A 19696-nucleotide genomic window follows, 5' to 3' on the forward strand; every position below is an offset into this window, starting at 1 on the left:
CGCCGGCGCGGGACCGGTCATGATCACGCCCATGCCGAGCAGGCACAGCCCGGCGCCGAGCAGGTCCCACCGGGTCGGCGCGATCCCATCCACGCGCCACAGCCAGAGCAGTGCGACACAGACGTAGACGCCACCATAGGCGGCGTAGACACGGCCGCTTGCGGTGGGGTGCAGGGTCAGCAGCCAGGCGAACAGCGCCAGGCTGGCCGCCGCCGGCAACAACAGCCAGGCGCTGCCCTGCTGGCGCAGCCACAACCACGGCAGGTAGCAACCGACGATCTCGGCCAGCGCGGTCACCGCGAACAGCGCCAGGGTCTTGATCACGGCGCGTCCTGTTCCCCGCGCTTGACCGCCTGCCACAGCGCTTCCTGCTGCTCCAGGTCCAGCGCGGACATCACCTGCCCGCGCGCGGCGGCCAGCGCCTCCATGGCACGGAAGCGGCGCTCGAACTTGAGGTTGGCGCGGCGCAGCGCGCTGCCCGGATCCACCCGCGCGTGGCGGGCCAGGTTGGCGCAGACGAACAGCAGGTCGCCGATCTCGTCCTCCAGCCGCGCGTGTCGGCCGGGATGCGCGGCGCTTTCGAACTCGGCCTGCACCTCGTCGACCTCCTCGCGCAGCTTGTCCAGCACCGGCGCAACGTCGGGCCAGTCGAAGCCGGTACGCGCGGCGCGTTTCTGCAGTTTCAGCGCGCGCTGCCATTCGGGCAGGCCACGGGCGATGCCGGCCAGCGCCGAGTCGTCGGTATCGCCGGCGTCGGCGCGCTCGCGCTGCTTGATCTGCTCCCAGTTCTCCACCACCTGGCCGGCGTCGTCGGCCCGGGCATCGCCGAACACATGCGGATGCCGGCGCAGCAGCTTGGTGCTGATCGCCGCGACCACGTCGGCGAAGGCGAACGCGCCCTGCTCGCTGGCCATCTGCGCATGGAACACCACCTGCAGCAGCAGGTCGCCCAGTTCGTCCTTGAGCCCGGCCAGGTCGTTGCGGTCGATCGCGTCGGCGACCTCGTAGGCCTCCTCGATCGTGTACGGCGCGATGCTGGAGAAATCCTGCTGCAGGTCCCACGGGCAGCCGCCCTGCGGATCGCGCAGGCGCGCCATGATCCGCAGCAGGGTGGCGACGTCACCGGGCTCGCCCAGGTCGCCGGCGCTCACGGCGCGGCCACCCAGTCGCGCCACGGCAGCGACGGGTCGCCCAATGCGATGAAGTCGCCATTGAGCAGGCGCGGCCGGCGGTTGTAGTGGAACGGCTCGCCGGTATCGGCGGCCAGCAGCACGCCACCGGCCGCTTCCAGCACGCATTGTCCGGCGGCGGTGTCCCACTCGCTGGTCGGCCCCAGCCGCGGGTACACGTCCAGCGTGCCCTCGGCGATGCGGCAGAACTTCAGCGACGAGCCCTGCGCCACCAGTTCGATCTCGCCCATGCGCGCAAGCAGTTCGCCGGTGCGCGCATCGCGGTGCGAGCGGCTGGCCGCCACCCGCAGCGGCAGCGCCGGCGGCCGCCGGGTGAGGATGGCGTCCTCGCGTCCCCCCTCGCGGCGCCACGCGCCATCGCCGCGCAGGGCGTGCCAGACGACGTCGGTGACCGGTGCCTGCACCACGCCGAACACCGGCACGCCCTCGCGGATCAGCGCGATGTTGACGCTGAACTCGCCGTTGCGCTTGATGAACTCGCGGGTGCCGTCCAGTGGATCGACCAGCCAGTAGTCCTGCCACTGGCGGCGCGCCTCCCACGGCAGCTGCGCCGATTCCTCCGATAGCACCGGCAGGTCCGGGGTCAGCTGCGACAGGCCGTGCACGATCACGTGGTGCGCGGCCAGGTCGGCGCTGGTGAGCGGGCTCAGGTCGTCCTTGTGGGCGACGTCGAAACCATCGGCATAGACCTGCATGATGGCCGCGCCGGCCTGCCGCGCGATGCCGATGACGGCCTCGCGCAGCGACGGATCGAGGACGCTCACGGCGCCTTCCCCAGCCATTCGCGGGCAATGAACAGGGCCGCCAGCGAGCGCCCCTCGGAGAAATCCTCGCGCAGCATCAGCGCGTCCAGCTCGGCCAGCTTCCAGGGCACCACTTCCAGCTCCTCGGGTTCGTCGCCGGCAAGGCGCTCGGGGTAGAGATCGCGCGCCAGCACCAGCCACGACTGGTGGCTCATGTAGGTCGGCGCCAGGGTCAGCGTACGCAGTACGTCGATGCGGCGGGCACCATAGCCGGCCTCTTCCTTGAGCTCGCGGTCGGCCGCCTGCTGCGGGGTTTCGCCGGCGTCGATGCGCCCTTTCACCAGCCCCAGTTCGTAGCGGTGCAGGCCGGCGGCGTATTCACGCACCAGCAGCACGGTGTCCGCGTCCAACATCGGCACCACCACCACCGCGCCGTGGCCGCGGCTGACCAGCCGCTGGAAATGCCGGCGTTCGCCGTTGGAGAACTCCAGGTCCAGGTGTTCCTGGTGGAACGGACCGATGTCCTCCCGCGCACGCGATGGATGAGCGGCAACCGGCGGCTCATGCGGGGCTCCGGGCGGAGGACGGGCGGATCGCTAGAATGCGCACTGGCAGATACGTTTCCATGAGCCCGAAATGCTAGCAGACCCCGCCGCCACGACGATGACCCCGCCCTGCCGGAGCCGCGCATGCGCCTGACCCGCTGCCCCGTGGCACTGCCGCTGCACGCCGGGCAGACCGTGACCCTGCCCGAGGACGCCGCCAACCACCTGGTGCGGGTGATGCGCCTGCGCGAGGGCGATGCCTGCGTGCTGTTCAACGGCGACGGCAGCGACTACACGGCAACGCTGCTGGCGGTGGGCAAGCGCGAGGTACAGGTACGGATCGACGCCGCGCAGGCGCTGGACAACGAATCGCCGCTGGCGATCACCCTGCTGCAGGGCATCGCCCGCGGCGAGAAGATGGACCTGATCCTGCAGAAGGCGACCGAGCTGGGCGTGACCGCGATCGTCCCGGTCAACGCCGAGCGCACCGAAGTGAAGCTGGATGCCGCGCGCGCGGAGAAGCGCATCGCGCATTGGCGCAGCGTGATCGGCTCGGCCTGCGGCCAGTCCGGCCGCGCCCGCATCCCGGCGCTGTCAGCGCCGCAGGCGCTGGCCACGGCGGCGGCAGCGCTGCCGGCGCAGAGCCTGCGCCTGACCCTGGATCCACAGGGCGCACACCGGCTGTCGGCGCTGCCGCCGGCGCCGGCCGGCGGGGTGGTGATCGCCATCGGCCCGGAAGGGGGCTGGTCGCCACGCGACCGCCAGCAGTTGGCCGACGCCGGCTTCCAGGGGCTGCAGCTGGGGCCGCGCATCCTGCGCACCGAGACCGCGGGCTGGCCGCCATCGCCGCACTGCAGGCGCGGCTGGGCGACCTGTAGGAGCGCACGGCGGTGGGCGGTGTACTGCATGGCGCACCGCGGATGCGCGGCCTGCCCCGCCTGCAACGCGACCGGATCGACAATGCCCGTGCGGGGCAGGCCCCGCACCGATGGCGCAGATGGCAGCCTGGCGCGTATTGCCGGTGATCGTGCCCACGTAGGTATCGTGGCGCTTGCCCCACACGCGGACCTGCCGGCAATGCTCGTGCGGGGGCAGGCCCCGCATCGATGGGGTGGCTTCAGGCCACCGCCGCCAGTGCGGCGACCACCGCGCTTTCGATCGCGTCCAGGTCCGGCAGCAGCGCGCTCTGTTCGCCCAGCAGCACGCGCATGTGCACGCCCTGCGGCAGGCTTTCCTCGGAGGCGTCGGCGAGCAGGCCGTCGCGCGGCACCGCGATCAGCTGCGGGAAGGACTGGGTCAGCAGCGCGAAGTACGGCATTTCCGGGTTGCCGCCCAGCGCCTTGAGCACCACCACCTTGTTGCTGCCGGAGACCGGCTCGTCGCCGCCGTTGAAGCGGGCGTAGGACAGCAGCGGCACTTCCCAGCCCTGCCAGGCGATATAGCCGGCCAGCCAGTCGGGGGCGCCCTCGATGGGCTGCACCGGCACCCGCGACATCATCTCGGCGACGGTGGCATTGGGCAGCAGCACGCGCTCGGCGCCGGCCTGGATCAGGACGCCACGGACTTCATCGTTGCTTGCATAACTCATGGTCGGTTCCTTGCTCGTGTGCGGCTCAGCCGTAGCTGCGCTGGACCAGCTCGCCAGCGAGGTATTCCGGCGGCCCGGCCGGATGCCCGGCCACGGCCAGCTGGCTGGCGGCTTCGGGGTCATAGCAGCCATCGCCGCTCTGTCCGGCCACCCAGCCGCCGCGCTCGGCGAACGCCAGCGCATCAGGCACCAGCGACGGATCGGCGCCGCTGAGCATGACCACCGCCGAACGTTCCACCGCCAATGCCTGCAGCACCGGCGCGGTGTCGTCGGCGAAGCGCAGGCCGCCGGCCTGCGACGCCACCCCGACACCGTCCTGCAGCACGTAGACATTGCCGCCTTCCAGCGCCTGCCCGGCCTCGGCCAGGGCGACCGGCAGCACGGCAACACGCGACATCTGCTTGACCAGGTTGGCATAGCGGCCGCCGTCCAGGCGCATCTGCACCAGCACCGGCAGCGGGAAATCCTCAGGCAGCGCGCTCAGCAGGCGACGCACCGCATCCGGGCCGCCGATGCCGGCCAGCAGCAGCACCGCGCCCTGGGCGGCGGCCTCCGCATCCGATTCCAGTGCGACCAGCGAGAACCCACCGGTGTCGATGGCGTCGGCGGCGTCGGCCGGTGCCTGCGCCACCTCGCCGGCCGACGCGGGCGCCGCGGCGGGCGCGACATAGGCGTCGTCGTCGAGCAGCGACCAGCTGTGGAAACTGCCCGGCAGCGACGGCGCACCGGCCGCGAGCGGCGCCTGGGCGTCGGCCGGTGGCGGCAGTTCGGGCGGCACGGCCGGCGCGGGGGCGGGTTCGGCCCTGGCGGGCGCCATGGCCATCAACTCCTCGAAGCTCAGCACTTCGGGCCGGTCGTGACCGGCTGGCGGCGGCGCATAGAGCGTGTCGACCGGCACCTCGTCCAGGTGCTGCGCGGCCTCCTCGACATGGAACTGCAGCGGCGCATCGGCATGGCGCTCGGCCGGGCGCTCGGGCATGCCCGGCTCCGGCAGGGTCAACGCGTCCTCTTCCTGGCCGGGCGGCAGCACCTGGTCATGGCCGTGCAGCTTGGCGGCGAGATGGCGCGTCCAGCGCTGTGCGTCCCAGCCTTCGCGGCGCGCGGCCAGCTCGGCCTCCTCGAACATCAGCTCCAGCTGCGGCCCTTCCAGGGCCGGGGCCAGCCGTTCCAGCGCGTCCTCCAGCGCCGGTTCCAGCGCCACCAGCACCATCGTCGGGCCCAGTGCCTGCAACACGGCCGGGTCCAACGCGCCCGGGTCTTCTTCCAGGACCAGCGCGCCACCGGCGGCGAGCACCGCCTCGCGCAGGCGCTCGCGGGCGACGCCGGGGCGCGCCAGCAGCGCCACGGGCCGGGCGCTGGGACGGTCACTCGCGGACACGGGCGATCCCCAGCAGGTCATAGACATTACGCATCAGATCCAGCTCCTGGTACGGCTTGCCGAGATAACGCTGCACGCCGATCTCGAATGCGCGCTGGCGGTGCTTGTCGCCGCTGCGCGAGGTGATCATCACGATCGGCACTTCCTTGTAACGCGGATCGGCGCGCATCGCGGTGGCCAGCTCGTAGCCGTCCATGCGCGGCATTTCGATGTCCAGCAGCATCAGGTCGGGCACCCGCTCCTCGAGCCGCTCCAGCGCCTCGACGCCATCGCGCGCCGCCACCACTTCGAAGTTGTGGCGTTCCAGCACGCGGCCGGTGACCTTGCGCATGGTCAGCGAGTCGTCCACCACCATCACCAGCGGCACATGCCGCTGCTGGCCAACGGCCGCCACTTCCACCGGCTGCTGCGGCTGCGAAAGGTGGCGGCGCACCAGCGGCGCCACGTCCAGGATCACCACGACGTTGCCTTCGCCGGTGATGGTGGCGCCGTAGATGCCCGGTACCGAGGCGATCTGCAGGCCGACCGGCTTGACCACGATTTCGCGGTTGCCCAGCACCTGGTCGATCGCCACCGCGGCGCGCAGGTCGCCGGCGCGCACCAGCAGCAGCGGGATCTGCGGCTGGCCCTCGGCCTTGGCCGCGGCCTGCCCGACCAGCGTGCCCAGGTCGTGCAGCGCGAAGTCCTCGCCGTTGTAGTGGTAACCGCCCTGGCCGGACTCGAAACGCTCGCGGGCGATGCGGCCGATGCCGCTGACCGATGCCACCGGCACCGCGAAGGTGGTCTCGCCGATGCGCACGAACACCGCCTGGGTGACGGCCAGCGTCTGCGGCAGGCGCAGGGTGAAGGTGACGCCCTGGCCGCGCACCGAGTGGATGTCCACCGAGCCGCCGAGCTGGCGCACTTCGTTGCGCACCACGTCCATGCCCACGCCGCGGCCGGCGAGCTGGCTGACCTGCTCGCTGGTGCTGAAACCGGACGCGAAGATCAGGTTGTCCAGGCGCGCATCGTCCAACTGTTCGCCCGGCTGGATCAAACCGCGCTGCTCGCCGCGGCGGCGGATCGCCTCGCGATCGAGACCGGCGCCGTCGTCGGCCACTTCCAGCACGATTTCCGAGCCTTCGCGGCGCAGGCGCAGGGTGATCGCGCCCTCCTCCGGCTTGCCGGCGGCCAGGCGCTGCGCCGGCGTCTCCAGGCCATGGGCCACGGAGTTGCGCAGCATGTGCTCCAGCGGCGCGACCATGCGATCGAGCACGTTGCGGTCGAGTTCGCCGTGGGTGCCTTCCAGGTTCAGGTGCACCTGCTTGCCCAGTTCCTGCGCGGCCTGGCGTACCACGCGGCGCAGGCGCGGCACCAGGCCGTCGAACGGCACCATGCGCGCACGCATCAGCCCGTCCTGCAGTTCGGAACTGACCCGCGACTGCTGCTGCAGCAGGGCGTCGTAATTGCGCGACAGGTCGTCGAGCACGCCCTGCAGGCCGCCCAGGTCGGCCGCCGATTCGTTCAGGGCGCGGCTGAGCTGCTGCAGGGTCGAGAAGCGGTCCAGCTCCAGCGGATCGAATGCCTGGTCGGCCTGCTCCTGCTCGCGGCGGTAGCGGGCGACGATCTGCGCCTCGGTTTCCAGGTCCAGGCGGCGCAGCTGGTCGCGCAGACGGGCGTTGGTGCGGTCCAGCTCGGCCATGGCGCTGCGGAACGCGCCCAGCTGCTGTTCCAGGCGCGAGCGGTAGATCGCGACTTCACCGGCATGGTTGACCAGGCGGTCGAGCAGGTCGGCGCGGACGCGCACCTGCTCCTGGGTACGGGTCGTGCCTTCCTCGTCGACGGCCTGGGCCTCGACCACCGGCGGCGACAACGGCTCGCTGGCGATGGCCGCGGCAGCCACCGGCTGCGGTTCGACCGCGGTCGCCGGCGCTGCAACGGCGTCGGCGCCGACTTCGATGTCGACTCCGGTGACGGCTTCAATTCCGGCAACGGCTTGGCTGTCCGGCGCCACAACGCCTGCGGCATCGGCCGGCGACGGCGCTGCCGGATCGGCGGCGGCGCCCGCCGCCTGCCATTCCGGTTCGGCCGCTGCGTCCAGCACCTCGACGGTGGTCGCTGCCGCGGCCTGCGGCGACGGCGGCACGGCGTCCACCGGCACGGCCGCTTCCAGCGCTTCGCCACCACCGGCCGTACGCAGCTCGAACGCCTCGATGAGGTCGACCGGCATCTGCACCGCGCGGTGCGCACCGGTACGGATCAGCAACTGGTGCAGGCGGTCGAAACCCCGTTCGAGCAGCTGCACGTCGCCACGGCCGATCTCGGTGCGGCTGGCCGCCACCGCTTCCAGCAGCGACTCGATGGCGTGGCCGAGATCGCCGATGGCGTTGATGCCGGCCATGCGCGCGCCGCCCTTGAGCGTATGCAGGTCGCGCTGCAGCCCGGCCAGCAGCTCGCGGTCTTCCGGCGCCGAGCGCAGCTCGCTGATCAGACGATCGCAATGGTCGAGCAGGTCCTTGCCTTCCTCGACGAAGATATCGACCAGTTCGCGGTCGAGATCTTCGAAATCGAGCGGGCCGGCATCGAACGCAGCCGCTTCGGCGGCGACAGCCGGCGCCTCGGCCTCATGCAGCGACGGGGTCGGCGACGCGGGCTCGACGCGGGCGTCGCTCCCGGCTTCGGCTTCGGCTTCGGCTTCGGCTTCGGCGTCGGCTTCGGCTTCGGCTTCGGCGTCGGCGTCGTGGATGTCGTGGCGCTCGCCTTCAACTCGCGCTTCGGCTTCGGCTTCAACGTCGGCTCCGGCTTCAACGTCGGCTCCGGCTTCAACGTCGGCTTCGGCTTCAACGTCGGCTCCGGCTTCGATGCCGGTTTCGGTTTCGGTTTCGGCTTCGGTTTCAGCCTCTACTTCCGCTTCGATGCCGGCTTCAGCTTCGGCTTCTGCTTCAATGTCGGCTTCCGCTTCGTTGCCGGCGACGGCCTGGAGCTGGACTGCGCTTTCGGCTTCGCTGCCGGCTTCCGCGCCGCTGTGAACGCTGGCCTCGGCGTTGCTATCGGCGTCGGTACCCGCCTGGATCCCGAACCGGGCATCCAGCGCCGCGTCGTCGGTGGCGGCCTGGTCCTGGCCGGACGCCGGCGCCAGCGGCGCGACCTCCAGCGACGGCGGCAGGCCGCCCATGGCTTCATCGGTCGCGGTCGTCGCCACGGCATCGGTCACGGCCTGCGCGTCGTCGTGGCCTGCTTCGCCCTGCGGCACGGTATCGTCGACCGCCGACGGTGCGGCGTCCACGAACTGGATGCCAGCATCGGCCGCGATGGCATCGCGCTCCCCGGCCTGGCGCGGCATGTCCGCGTCGGCCGGCATCGCATCCTGCGCCTGCGCCAAGCCGCTGGCCGATGCGAGCGCCTGCCCGGCGTCATGCGGCAGCGCAGCGCCGGCGTCGACGTCAGCCACCGTGTCCTGCAGCGCGCCGGCGCTTTCCAGCCCGGCGTCGGTCGCAGCGGCGAGCGCAGCCTCCACGTCGCCCGTGTCCGCATCGTCCTCCAGCCACTCGAAGACCTGCAGCGCATCCGTCTCCTCCGCCGCGGGGCGGGCACGGACGCATCCTCTCTGGCGGCGGCGTCATGCGCGGGACATCCGCGAACGACGCTTCCAGCAGCGCCGGGTCGAAGTAGGCGGAAAGATCGCCGATGCCGGCCAGTTCCTGCTCCACCGGCAGCGGCGCCGGTGCGGACGCGGCGGGCACCGTGGCCGCCGACGGCATGGCATCGGCCTCCTCGTCCAGCTCCTCGTGCACCTGCGGCGGCCACTGCGCCTCGGGCAGGGCGTCGGCCAGTTCGCGCAGGCGCGCGGCCAGCGGCGCGAACGACGGGATCAGCGGCGACGGTGCCTGCAGCGCGGTGATGGTGGTGGCCACGGCGGTGGCGGCCTCGCCCAGCGCGGCGACGCCCGCGGCGCTGGGCACCACGGCATTGGCCAGCGAGCGCTTGACGAACGATTCGACCGGCGTGGTGACCGCGGTGATCTCCGGCACCTCGGTCATGGCGAAGGCACCGCTCATGGTGTGCACGGCGCGCAGCAACTGCTCGCTCACCGGCTGCGGCTGCGACTGCGACTGCGCCAGCCACGCCTGGACGGTGGCCAGGTGCTGGCCCACTTCGGCTTCGAGGATCTCGCGCAGCACGCTGTCCACCGATGCCGGGGTACCGGCCGCGGCCGCGGCGGCCGGCGCGGCCGCGGCGGTGGCCGGCGCGGCGGACGCACCGGGAACATGGAACGCTTCCTCGCCCGCGGCCACGCGGTCGGCGATGTCCTGCATGCCGGCCACGTCGGCATGGATGCGACCGTTGCCGCGCAGGGCGGCGTTGAACTGCGGCAGCACGTCGTAGGCCTGGCTGACCAGGGTAACCACCGCCGGGCTGACCGGGCGGCTGCCATCGAGCACGCGGTTGAGCATGCTCTCGATCTTCCAGCTGAACTCGCCCAGGGTGCGTGCGCCGACCAGGCGGCCACTGCCCTTGAGGGTGTGGAACACGCGCCGCACCGGGCGCAGGCGCTCCATGCTCTCGGGCGCGGCGCGCCACGCCGGCAGCAGCCGGCCCAGGTTCTGCAGCTCTTCGTCGAACTCCTCGATGAACACCTCGCGGATGTCCTGGTCGATCTGCTCGGCGTCGTTGTCGAAGCCGCCATCCACGCCTTCGCCGGCATCGGCCGCGAGCGGCACCACCGGCGCGTCCAGCAGCGGCGCCGACGCCACATCGGCCTCGGCGGCCTCGGCAGCGAGCGGATCGAAGGACGCGGCGGCCTTGTCCAGCTCGGCCAGGAATGCGGCGATCTCGTGGTCCGGGGCCGGCGTTCCACCGGCCGCAGCGGCGGCGGTATCGGCTTCGTCCCCGGCGGCCGGCGCGGGTGCGGCGGTGTCGCCGTCGGCGAAGCCGAACGACGACGCGTCGAACGACAGCGGCGCCGCGGACGGATCCGGCATGGCCTCGTCCGCCGTCCACGCGGCGGCATCGCCCAGCTCGCCAGCGGCGACGCCCGGCGCAGCGGCATCCGTGGTAACTGCGTCGCTGGCGTCATCGGCAGCGAACGGCTCCAGCGCCAGCTCGGTGTCGGCAGAAAGATCCAGCGGCGCGACGCTCAAATCCGCCTCGGCCGCAGCCGGCAGCCCTTCGGCGGCCACCGGATCGAACGCCCCGAAGCCGTCGCCGGCGTCCCACGACGGCAGCGGCGGCGGTTCCGCGACCGGCGCGGTCGACGGCGGCGGCGCATGGATGGCATCACCGAACACCAGGGGCGTGGCGGCGGTTGCGGGCGCCGGTGCGGGCGCCTGCACGGGTGCCTGCGGCACCTCGACCGGCGGCGGCGCGGCGGCAGCGGGCGCCGCCTCCGCCGCTTCCGGGAAATCGATGGCGAACGCCGGGGCGGCGTCCTCCTGCCGGCCCGCGGCGGGTACCGGCCAGTAGCGCAGCGCCTCCAGGCTGCTGCGGGTGATGTCCAAGATCTCCTCGCGGCCGGGACGCCGCTCGCGCAGCGCCTCCAGGTAGTACTCGAGGCTGGCCATGGCGTCGGCCAGCGTGTCCAGCTGGCGCCCGCCGGGGATGCGCTTGCGCCCGATCAGCTCCACGCCGATGTACTGGCGGATGCCGTTCATGTAGTCCGCCGGCACCCGCAGGTCGAGCATGCGCAGCGCGCCGGACACCTCGTCGAGCAGGCGCGGCACGTCCTGCAGGCGCGCGTGGTCCCAGTTGGTCTCGATGAAGGCGACGAACGCCTCGCGCGCGGCGGCGAAATTGGCGATGGCTTCATGCGCCAGCACTTCGACCGTGCGCCGGGTCTCCACCGCGGCCGGATCCTCGTCGCCTTCCAGCGCGGCGCCAAGGTAGGCGACCTGGTCGTCCAGCGAGGCATCGACGTAGAGCAGCGCCCCGGCGATGTCCAGCAGCAGGTTGTCGTCGATGGGACGGCTGCCTTCCACCACCTCGCGCAGCGCGTCGCGCTGCTGCGCGACCACGCCGCGGGCCACGCCCAGCCCCATCACGCCCAGGGTGTCGGACACCGCGCCCAGCTCGTTGACCTGGGTCTGCAGGTCGGCGGTCGCCCCGCCGGTGCGCACGTGCAGGTCCAGTGCGTCCTTGATCCGCAGCAGTTCTTCCTTGACCGCGTTGCCGACCGTGTCCAGCAGCTCGCGGTTGCGCCCCTGCAGGCTGCCGCGCGCGTGTTCCAGTTCGGCCTCGCTGGCCTTGCCCGCTTCCGGATCAAACGCCAGCAGCACGCCTTCGTTGATGCCCTCGGCGGCACGCGCGGCGCGGATCTCGTTGAGCAGCGGCAACAGCACGATCGGGATGTCGCGATGGCCGTTCTGCAGGCGCTCCAGGTAGTCGGGCAGCAGCACGGTGCCGCGCATCAGGGTGGCGCAGGCCTCGTCGCGGTCCGGCACGGCGCCCTCGCGCACGGCGTCGGCCAGCAGCTCCAGCTCCTCGGCCACCATCGCCGGGGCATACAGCTCGACCATCCGCAGCGTGCCCTGCACCTGGTGCAGGTAGCCGGCGCAGAAGCGCATGCGGCTGGCATCGGCCGGGTCCTCGACGAAGTATTCGATCTCGCTGCGCGCCTGGCGCAGGGTCTCGTCCAGCTCCGGCTTGACCCAGCCCAGCGCCGCGTGGCTCATCGCATCGCGCAAGGTACTCATCGCACTCTCCCGTGCAGCATCGTTCGCTTGCCGTCCGGGCGGCCCTGTTGTGCGGTATGACGACACTTCATCTGCTGGTTCCTTTCCATCCCCGCCCGTTCAACCGGTTCAGGCCGGAAGCTTGAAGTCGGCCACCGAACGCCGCAGGTCCGCCGCCAGCTGGTTGAGCTGGCCCAGCGAATCGGCGGTCTGCCCGGCGCCCTGCGAGGTCTGGCCGGTGATCTGCCGGATCACGCCCATGGTCTGGGTGATGTCGGTAGCGGCGGCGGCCTGCTGGTGGGCGGCAATGGAGATGTTCTTGATCAGGGTGTTGAGCGCGTTGGACACGCGTTCGATTTCGGTCAGCGCGGTACCCGCGTCCTCGGCCAGGCGCGCGCCCGACACGACTTCGGCGGTGGTCTGTTCCATCGAGGTCACCGCTTCGTTGGTGTCGGCCTGAATGGCCTGCACCAGGCCCTCGATGCGCCGGGTCGCACCGGAGGTACGTTCCGCCAGTCGCTGCACTTCGTCGGCCACGACCGCGAAACCGCGGCCCGCCTCGCCGGCCGACGCCGCCTGCACGGCCGCGTTCAACGCCAGGATGTTGGTCTGCTCGGAAATGTCGTTGATCAGTTCCACGATCGAGCCGATCTCCTGCGACGACTCGCCCAGGCGCTTGATGCGCTTGGAGGTTTCCTGGATCTGGTCGCGGATCTGGTCCATGCCCTGGATCGTCTGGCGCACCACGCCGGCACCCTCGGTGGCGATGACCACCGAGCGCTGCGCCACTTCGGCCGACTCGCTGGAGTTGCGCGACACCTGTTCGATGGACGAGGCGATTTCGCCGATGCGGTCCGAGGCGCTGGTGATCTCGTCGGCCTGGTGGCCGGCCGCCTCGGCCAGCTGCATGGCGGTGGCCTGGGTTTCCTGCGCCGACACCGCCACCTTGCTGGAGATGTCGTTGATGGTGGTCACCAGGTGCCGCAGCTCGTCCACGGCGTAGTTGATCGCGTCGGCGATGGCGCCGGTCATGTCCTCGGTCACCGAGGCCTTCACCGTCAGGTCGCCTTCACCCAGCGAGCTGATTTCGTCCAGCAGGCGCATGATCGCCTGCTGGTTGCGGCTGTTGAACTCCACCTGGGTCTGGTAGCGCAGTTCCTGCTCGCGCGAGCGGCTGCGCACCGTGCTCCACACGAAGCCGATGATCGACAGCACCGACAGCGCGCCGAACACCACGCTCCACCAGAAGTTCGGGAAGATGCGGGTGTCGCGGGTGGAGCCGAACGCGGAAAACGCGTCGAACAGCTTGCGGCTGTTGTCCAGCATGCGGTCCGAACCGCTGGCCAGCGCCGCGGCCGAGGACTGCGCGGCGAACAGGTTGCGCGAGCTGGCCAGGATCGCGTCGGCGTCCTTCTTCATCTTGGTCCACTGGCTGGCCGACTGCTCCAGCGCCACCTGCGCGGCGGGGTTGCGCACCGCGGCGATGCCCAGCTCCTCGCTGCCGTTGCGCAGGCCTTCGAGCACCTGGGTGAACACGGTCATGTCGCGCGCCAGCGCGTCGCCGGCGCCGCTGGCGCCAGGGCCGCCGGCGCGGATTTCGGTGACGCGGCGGGCCATCGAGCCGACCACCACGACCTGCTGCAGGCCGTTGTAGATCTGGCTGGACTGGGCGCCACCGGCGGTCATCGCGCGCACCACTTCGTTCAGCTGCGCCTGCAGCTGCGGCACCGCGCCGACGAAGCTGTCGGCGTTGCCGGCCAGCGCCAGCACCGCGGGCTCGCTGGCCACGATCTGCTCGGCGTTCTTGGACAGCGGCTGCCAGGTCTCGACCAGCTGCCGCAGCGGCGTGGCCACGCCGGCCTCCTGGCCGAACCGGCCCTGCAGCTCACCCACGGTGCGGTCGACCCGCGCGCGGGTGTCCTTGAACGCGGCGTAGGCCGCGCGGTTGCCGGCCACCGCCTCGCGGCCCTGGTTGGCCAGCTGCTGCGACAGCACCTGCAGGTCGGCCGCGCCGGTGCCCGCGCCGGCCAGGCGGCTGCCCTGCCAGGTCGCGACGCCGGTATTGGCGCCGAACACGATCATCGACAGCACCAGCAGGCCCAACCAGAAATTGGTACTCACGTTGCCAAGCTTGCTGGTCTTGGCGGCGTCCGGAGCAGTACTCATGTTTCGACCTCGGTATCCAATACGGAAAGGCGGGCCCGCACTCAGGCGGCGGCCTGCCGGAATTCAGGCGTGCGCGACAGCAGGGAAAGCGAGAACACCCCCCAGTCGTGGTCGCCGTCATTGAAGGCGTGCTCGACGAAATGGGCGTAGCGGCCCTGGGCGATGTCGCCGGCCGGCACCCGGGTGGACAGCTCGAAACTACGCTGCCCGTAGAGCTCGTCGATGCTGATGGCGACGTCGCCGCCGGTCTGGCGCATGATCAGCACCCGGTGGCCTTCCTGCTGGACGGTGCGCTGCCCCTCCAGGAAGTACTTCAGGTCCACCACCGGGAACAGGTTGCCGCGCAGGTTGCCCACGCCCAGCAGCCAGGGCTGCGCGCCCGGCACCGGGGTCACCGGCGGCATCGGCACGATCTCGACCACCTCGCGGAAATCGGACACCAGGCGCCGGCTGCCGATGCGGTAGCCCACGCCACGCCACACGTCGGCGGAAAAATGCCGTTCCGGCAACTGCACCGCGTGCGCCAGGCTGCGCCGCTCATAGGCCTCGAGGATGTCGAAGGGAGATCGCATCAACCCACCAGTTTGTTGATCCGCGCGATCAGGTCGTCCTCGCGCGGCGGCTTGACCACGTAATCCGACGCGCCCTGGCGCATGCCCCAGGCCATGTCGGTCTCCATGCTCTTGGTGCTGACGATCAGCACCGGGATGCCGCGCGTGGCCTCGTCGCGCGACAGCGCGCGGGTGGCCTGGAACCCGCTCATGCCGGGCAGCACCACGTCCATCAGCACCAGCTGCGGCGCCTGGCTGCGCGCCATCTGCAGGCCGTCCTCGGCATTGTCGGTGGCGAGCACTTCGTGCCCGGCCTTCTCCAGCCATTGCGTGAACACCGCCCGGTCGGTCGGTGAGTCCTCGATCAACAGGATTCGAGCCATGTGCCTTACCCCTGGTCAGGCGTTGACGTATGTACGGATGGCGCCCAGCAGTTCTTCGCGGGTGAAAGGCTTGGTCAGGTACTGCTCGGAGCCGACGATGCGGCCGCGCGCCTTGTCGAACAGGCCGTCCTTGGAGGACAGCATGATCACCGGCGTGGACTTGAACAGCTGGTTGCCCTTGATCAGCGCGCAGGTCTGATAGCCGTCCAGCCGCGGCATCATGATGTCGACGAAGATGATCTGCGGCTGCTGGTCGGCGATCTTGGCCAATGCCTCGAAACCGTCGGTCGCGGTCACGACCTCGCAGCCCTCGCGCTTGAGCAGTGTCTCGGCGGTACGGCGGATGGTCTTCGAATCGTCGATGACCATCACCTTCAACCCTGCGAGTTCCCCACCCGCAGCCATGTTTTCAACCATTGCGATTTCCCCGGGCGCGCAGCGCGCCATCTGAACGTGGAGCTGCTGCGAAAGCGGTCTATATCCCAGCCCGGCCGCAAACTGTCAAGGGCCGCCGTCAGCGCAGGGCCATCGCCGCCCGCAGTGTGAACCCCATCGCAGTCGCTGCGCGGGGCCATTCAGCCCCGCAACGCTCCGGACCGCGCGTGGCGCTGGGCGCCCGTCGTGCCGGGGCGCTACCATCGCCGCCTGACCCGAACGGCCGTGGATCATGCTGGACGTCATCGTGGTGATGGACCCCATCGCCCAAATCAAGATCGCCAAGGACACCACCTTCGCCATGCTGCTGGAAGCCCAGCGGCGCGGCCACCGCCTGCATTACGTGCGCCCCGGCGGGCTGGCGCTGGAGGGCGGCGCCGCGGTGGCCGAGACCGCGCCGCTGCAGGTGCGCGACGACCCGGCCGGCTGGTTCACCCTGGGCAGCTACACCCGCACCGCGTTCGGCCCCGGCCAGATCGTGCTGATGCGCAAGGACCCGCCGTTCGACGGCGAGTTCCTGTACGACACCCAGGTGCTGTCGGTGGCCCAGGCCGCCGGCGCCTGCGTGGTCAACGACCCGCAGGGGCTGCGCGACTACAACGAGAAGCTGGCCGCGCTGCTGTTCCCGCAATGCTGCCCGCCGACCCTGGTCAGCCGCAGCGCCGCCGCGCTCAAGGCGTTCGCCCTCGAGCACGGCCAGGTGGTGCTCAAGCCGCTGGACGGCATGGGCGGGCGTTCGATCTTCCGCAGCGGCACCGGCGACCCCAACCTCAACGTGATCCTGGAAACGCTCACCGACGGTGGCCGCCGGCTGGCGCTGGCGCAGCGCTTCATCCCCGACATCAGCGCCGGCGACAAGCGCATCCTGCTGATCGATGGCGAGCCGGTCGACTACTGCCTGGCGCGGATCCCGCAGGGCGACGAGTTCCGCGGCAACCTGGCCGCCGGCGGCCGCGGCGAAGGCCGCCCGCTGAGCGAGCGCGACCGCTGGATCGCCGCCCAGGTCGGCCCGGAGATGAAGCGGCGCGGCATGCGCTTCGTCGGCCTGGACGTGATCGGCGACTACCTCACCGAGGTCAACGTCACCAGCCCGACCTGCGCCCGCGAGCTCGACGCCCAGTTCGGCCTGAACATCGCCGGCCAGCTGTTCGACGCGCTCGAGGCCGGCCTGCGGCGATGAGCGTACCCGTGGATGCCCTGCCGCCGCCGGCGCGCATCACCGAGCAGCAACGGCTGGGCGCCACGCTGACGCTCTCGCTGCTGGTGCACGGGCTGCTGATCCTGGGGGTGGGCTTCGCGGTCGGCGGCAACGCGCCGCTGGTACCGACGCTGGACGTGATCTTCAGCCAGACCAGCACGCCGCTGACGCCGGAACAGGCCGATTTCCTGGCCCAGGCCAACCAGCAGGGCGGCGGCGACCACGACACGCCGCAACGGCCGCGCGACAGCCAGGCCGGCATCGTGCCACGCGCCGATGACGGCATCGCGCCGGTGCCGACGCAACGCCAGGCCGCCGCCGCGCCCCCGCCGCAGGCGCGCGTGGTCAGCAGCACCCGCGGCGAGGACGTGGTGGCCCAGGCGCAGCCGCAACCGCTGCCCGAACGCCCTGCGCCGGACGCGCCGATGACCGCGCGCGAACAGCGCGACGCGGAGATGGCACGGCTGGCCGCCGAGGTGCACCTGCGCTCGGAGCAGTACGCCAAGCGCCCGAACCGCAAGTTCGTCTCGGCCAGCACCCGCGAGTATGCATACGCGAACTACCTGCGCGCCTGGGTCGACCGCGCCGAGCGCGTGGGCAACCTGAACTACCCGGACGAAGCGCGCCAGCGCCGTCTCGGCGGCCAGGTGGTGATCACCGTGGGCGTGCGCCGCGACGGCAGCGTGGAAAGCAGCCGCATCCTGCGCAGCAGCGGCACGCCACTGCTGGACGCGGCCGCGCTGCGGGTGGTGGAGCTGGCGCAGCCGTTCCCGCCGCTGCCGCGCACCAGCGACGACATCGACATCCTGCAGGTCACCCGCACCTGGGTGTTCCTGCCCGGCGGCCAGCTGCATGACGACCGCTGAGGCGCAGGCGCCGGCCGATGCCGACGCCTGCCGTGGCGCCTACTGCGCCGGCGCGAGCAGCGTCTTCTTCCAGAACTCGATGCCGGCCCAGAAGATGTAATCGCGGTTCTCGCGCTTGTGGAAGCCGTGGCCCTCGTTGCGCGCCAGCACGTGCCAGGCGTCGCCGCCCTGCGCGCGCAGCGCCTTGACGATCTGCTCGGCCTCGGAAGCCGGTACCCGCGGATCGTTGCCGCCGGCGGCGACCATCAGCGGAATGCGGATCTTCCCGACATTGCGCAAGGGCGATATCTCCGCCAGCCGGGCACGCTGGGCCGGATCGCGCTCGTCGCCGTACTCCACCCGCCGCAGGTCGCGCCGGTACGCCTGGGTGTTTTCCAGGAAGGTGACGAAATCGGAAATGGCGACGGCGCAGCTGGCCGCGCGCAGACGGTCGCTGTAATGCACCGCCGAGGCGTAGCACATGTAGCCGCCGTAGCTGAAGCCGTAGACCGCGAACCGCGCCGCATCCAATGCCGGATCGGCCGCCAGCGCGTCGATGAACGCACCGATGTCCTTGACCGAGTCCTCGCGCTTCCACGGGCCGTTGTCCAGGTCCAGGAAGCGGGTGCCGTAGCCGGAGGAGCCGCGCACGTTGGGCAGGAACAGAGCCACGCCGAGCTCATTGAGCAGATAGTTGTCGGCACCGAGGAAGCCGGGCCGGCTCTGCCCTTCCGGGCCGCCATGGATGTCCATGATCAACGGGCGCTTGCCCGGGAAGCGGGCGGGATCGGGGCGGTACAGGAAGCCGGACACCTTCTCGCCGTCGAAACTGGCGACTTCCACCCGCTCCGGCTCGCGGTTCCGCTCCAGGTCCAGTCCACCGGCCTCGCTCCGGGTCCAGCGCCGGACCGCCAGCGTCCGCGCATCGATCGAATAGACGTCGCCGGGCACCTTGGCCGAGGACAGGCTCAGGCCGATCTCGCCCCATGGCGCGATCTGCAGCAGCTGGCCGATGCTCCAGTCCAAGACACCGTCGGGCAGGCCGTCGACCTGCCGCAGGTTGGCCCCGGCGCCGTCGCCCACGCGCAGCCGCGACACGCCGCCGTCGTTGATCGCATAGACCAGTACCTGCTCGTCGTCCGATACCGCGTAGTCGGTCACGTCCCAGCGCGGTTCGCGGCTGACCGCGGTGAACGCGCCGCTGCGCGGGTCCAGCTTGCCCAGCCGGACGAAATCCGAATCGCGGTTGGACAGCACCCAGATCCGGCCGTCGCGGGCATAGCGCGCATCGGCATAGGACGCGCGCCCGCGCGCCGGGGTCAGCACCTTCATCGCGCCGCTGCGCAGGTCGACCTCGGCCAGCACGGCGTGGTTGATCGACAGCCGGTTGATGGCCAGCGCATGCGCGCCGTCGGGCGAGAAGTCGGAAATGTTCCAGCCGCCGCCGCTGACCTGCGCGACCATCCGGTCGCTGCCCGGCCGTGCCGGGTCCAGCACGTAGAGGTCCATGTCCGCGCCGTTGCGCCGCGAGGAGGCATACCCGAGCAGGCGCCCGTCACGGCTCCAGCTGCCGAACCAGTTGCGCGAACGACCGTCGGTCAACAGCTCCAGGCGACCGTCCTTCAGCAGGTACAGCTGGAAGAACTCGTTGCCGCCGATGTCCTTCTGCACCACCAGGTGACCGCTGTCGCCGGGGGCGTGGCTGGCGAAGGGCACCGGCTCGGCCTCGAAGCTGAGCTGGGTGCGCGCGGCGCCCGGCGACTGCACGCTGTGCAGCTGGTCGGTGCCGCCGAAGCGGGTCTTGATCAGGGCCGAGCGGTTCTGCGGGTCCCAGCCCAGGAAGGCGGCGCGACGGAATTCCAGGTAGCGGGCGCTGGCCTCGGCGGTCGCCGCGGGAATGGCCGGAACGCCGTCGGCATGGATCGCCGGCGGCACCGGAACCGCCGCGGCGGCACTGCCGGCGACGGCCAATGCCGCCGCCAGCAGCGCATGGAGTGCATGATTCATTTCTGCTCCTTGTCGGTTGG

The 19696-nt window shown here is 71.2% G+C and carries 12 protein-coding genes and 4 pseudogenes; 3 read left to right on the top strand and 13 right to left on the bottom strand.

The window, feature by feature from the left end; all coding sequences use genetic code 11:
* Positions 1-9: 9 nt before the first annotated feature.
* The 4 genes and pseudogenes from B1L07_11600 to B1L07_11615 form a co-directional block, all read right to left on the bottom strand.
* A pseudogene (locus B1L07_11600) lies at positions 10-321 on the bottom strand (hypothetical protein).
* Complete coding sequence (locus tag B1L07_11605; GenBank protein ID AUZ56568.1) at positions 321-1136, bottom strand: nucleoside triphosphate pyrophosphohydrolase; 816 nt, start codon at positions 1134-1136, stop codon at positions 321-323. The pseudogene B1L07_11600 and the gene B1L07_11605 overlap by 1 nt, the downstream one beginning before the upstream one ends.
* A gap of 11 nt (positions 1137-1147) precedes the next feature.
* Entirely contained in the window at positions 1148-1972 is an 825-nt protein-coding gene (locus B1L07_11610) for a 3'(2'),5'-bisphosphate nucleotidase (protein ID AUZ55624.1), read from the bottom strand.
* Positions 1951-2498 (bottom strand): annotated as a pseudogene (locus B1L07_11615) (ADP compounds hydrolase NudE). Before B1L07_11615 ends, B1L07_11610 begins: the two are co-directional and overlap by 22 nt.
* 124 nt (positions 2499-2622) lie before the next feature.
* On the opposite strand from B1L07_11615, the pseudogene B1L07_11620 reads away from it, so the two are divergent.
* A pseudogene (locus tag B1L07_11620) lies at positions 2623-3356 on the top strand (16S rRNA (uracil(1498)-N(3))-methyltransferase).
* Between the two features lie 239 nt (positions 3357-3595).
* On the opposite strand, the gene B1L07_11625 reads toward B1L07_11620, so the two are convergent.
* The 8 genes and pseudogenes from B1L07_11625 to B1L07_11660 form a co-directional block, all read right to left on the bottom strand.
* On the bottom strand, positions 3596-4066 hold the full coding sequence (locus tag B1L07_11625; protein ID AUZ55625.1) for a chemotaxis protein CheW: 471 nt from the start codon (positions 4064-4066) through the stop codon (positions 3596-3598).
* A 25-nt stretch (positions 4067-4091) separates the two neighbouring features.
* Positions 4092-5444: a hypothetical protein gene (locus B1L07_11630; GenBank protein AUZ55626.1), complete on the bottom strand. Its 1353-nt coding sequence runs from the start codon at positions 5442-5444 to the stop codon at positions 4092-4094.
* A pseudogene (locus B1L07_11635) lies at positions 5431-8274 on the bottom strand (hybrid sensor histidine kinase/response regulator). The gene B1L07_11630 and the pseudogene B1L07_11635 overlap by 14 nt, the downstream one beginning before the upstream one ends.
* A gap of 592 nt (positions 8275-8866) precedes the next feature.
* Entirely contained in the window at positions 8867-12112 is a 3246-nt protein-coding gene (locus B1L07_11640) for a hypothetical protein (protein ID AUZ55627.1), read from the bottom strand.
* Between the two features lie 108 nt (positions 12113-12220).
* Positions 12221-14257 carry a chemotaxis protein gene (locus B1L07_11645; protein AUZ55628.1) on the bottom strand — a complete coding sequence of 679 codons (2037 nt, stop codon included), beginning with the start codon at positions 14255-14257 and terminating at the stop codon, positions 12221-12223.
* A 41-nt stretch (positions 14258-14298) separates the two neighbouring features.
* Positions 14299-14829, bottom strand: coding sequence for a chemotaxis protein CheW (locus B1L07_11650; GenBank protein ID AUZ55629.1), 531 nt, complete (start codon positions 14827-14829; stop codon positions 14299-14301).
* Positions 14829-15191, bottom strand: a complete 363-nt coding sequence (locus tag B1L07_11655) for a response regulator (protein ID AUZ55630.1) — start codon at positions 15189-15191, stop codon at positions 14829-14831. The genes B1L07_11650 and B1L07_11655 overlap by 1 nt, the downstream gene beginning before the upstream one ends.
* A gap of 15 nt (positions 15192-15206) precedes the next feature.
* Positions 15207-15608, bottom strand: coding sequence for a response regulator (locus B1L07_11660; GenBank protein ID AUZ55631.1), 402 nt, complete (start codon positions 15606-15608; stop codon positions 15207-15209).
* A gap of 247 nt (positions 15609-15855) precedes the next feature.
* Here B1L07_11660 and B1L07_11665 point away from each other — a divergent pair, with 247 nt between their 5' ends.
* Together B1L07_11665 and B1L07_11670 are read left to right on the top strand one after the other, a co-directional pair.
* Positions 15856-16806: a glutathione synthase gene (locus B1L07_11665; GenBank protein AUZ55632.1), complete on the top strand. Its 951-nt coding sequence runs from the start codon at positions 15856-15858 to the stop codon at positions 16804-16806.
* Positions 16803-17690 carry an energy transducer TonB gene (locus B1L07_11670; protein AUZ55633.1) on the top strand — a complete coding sequence of 296 codons (888 nt, stop codon included), beginning with the start codon at positions 16803-16805 and terminating at the stop codon, positions 17688-17690. The genes B1L07_11665 and B1L07_11670 overlap by 4 nt, the downstream gene beginning before the upstream one ends.
* Before the next feature lie 39 nt (positions 17691-17729).
* On the opposite strand, the gene B1L07_11675 is transcribed toward B1L07_11670, so the two are convergent.
* Entirely contained in the window at positions 17730-19676 is a 1947-nt protein-coding gene (locus tag B1L07_11675) for a S9 family peptidase (GenBank protein ID AUZ55634.1), read from the bottom strand.
* Positions 19677-19696 lie beyond the last annotated feature (20 nt).

Source organism: Stenotrophomonas acidaminiphila (assembly GCA_002951995.1).
Lineage (GTDB): Bacteria > Pseudomonadota > Gammaproteobacteria > Xanthomonadales > Xanthomonadaceae > Stenotrophomonas > Stenotrophomonas acidaminiphila_A.

Coding starts and splice junctions, on each gene's coding strand:
- B1L07_11655 (AUZ55630.1), bottom strand. CDS start 15,191: ATGGCTCGAATCCTGTTGATCGAGGACTCACCGACCGACCGGGCGGTG.
- B1L07_11610 (AUZ55624.1), bottom strand. CDS start 1,972: ATGGCTGGGGAAGGCGCCGTGAGCGTCCTCGATCCGTCGCTGCGCGAG.
- B1L07_11640 (AUZ55627.1), bottom strand. CDS start 12,112: ATGAGTACCTTGCGCGATGCGATGAGCCACGCGGCGCTGGGCTGGGTC.
- B1L07_11675 (AUZ55634.1), bottom strand. CDS start 19,676: ATGAATCATGCACTCCATGCGCTGCTGGCGGCGGCATTGGCCGTCGCC.
- B1L07_11650 (AUZ55629.1), bottom strand. CDS start 14,829: ATGCGATCTCCCTTCGACATCCTCGAGGCCTATGAGCGGCGCAGCCTG.
- B1L07_11645 (AUZ55628.1), bottom strand. CDS start 14,257: ATGAGTACTGCTCCGGACGCCGCCAAGACCAGCAAGCTTGGCAACGTG.
- B1L07_11660 (AUZ55631.1), bottom strand. CDS start 15,608: ATGGTTGAAAACATGGCTGCGGGTGGGGAACTCGCAGGGTTGAAGGTG.
- B1L07_11670 (AUZ55633.1), top strand. CDS start 16,803: ATGAGCGTACCCGTGGATGCCCTGCCGCCGCCGGCGCGCATCACCGAG.
- B1L07_11625 (AUZ55625.1), bottom strand. CDS start 4,066: ATGAGTTATGCAAGCAACGATGAAGTCCGTGGCGTCCTGATCCAGGCC.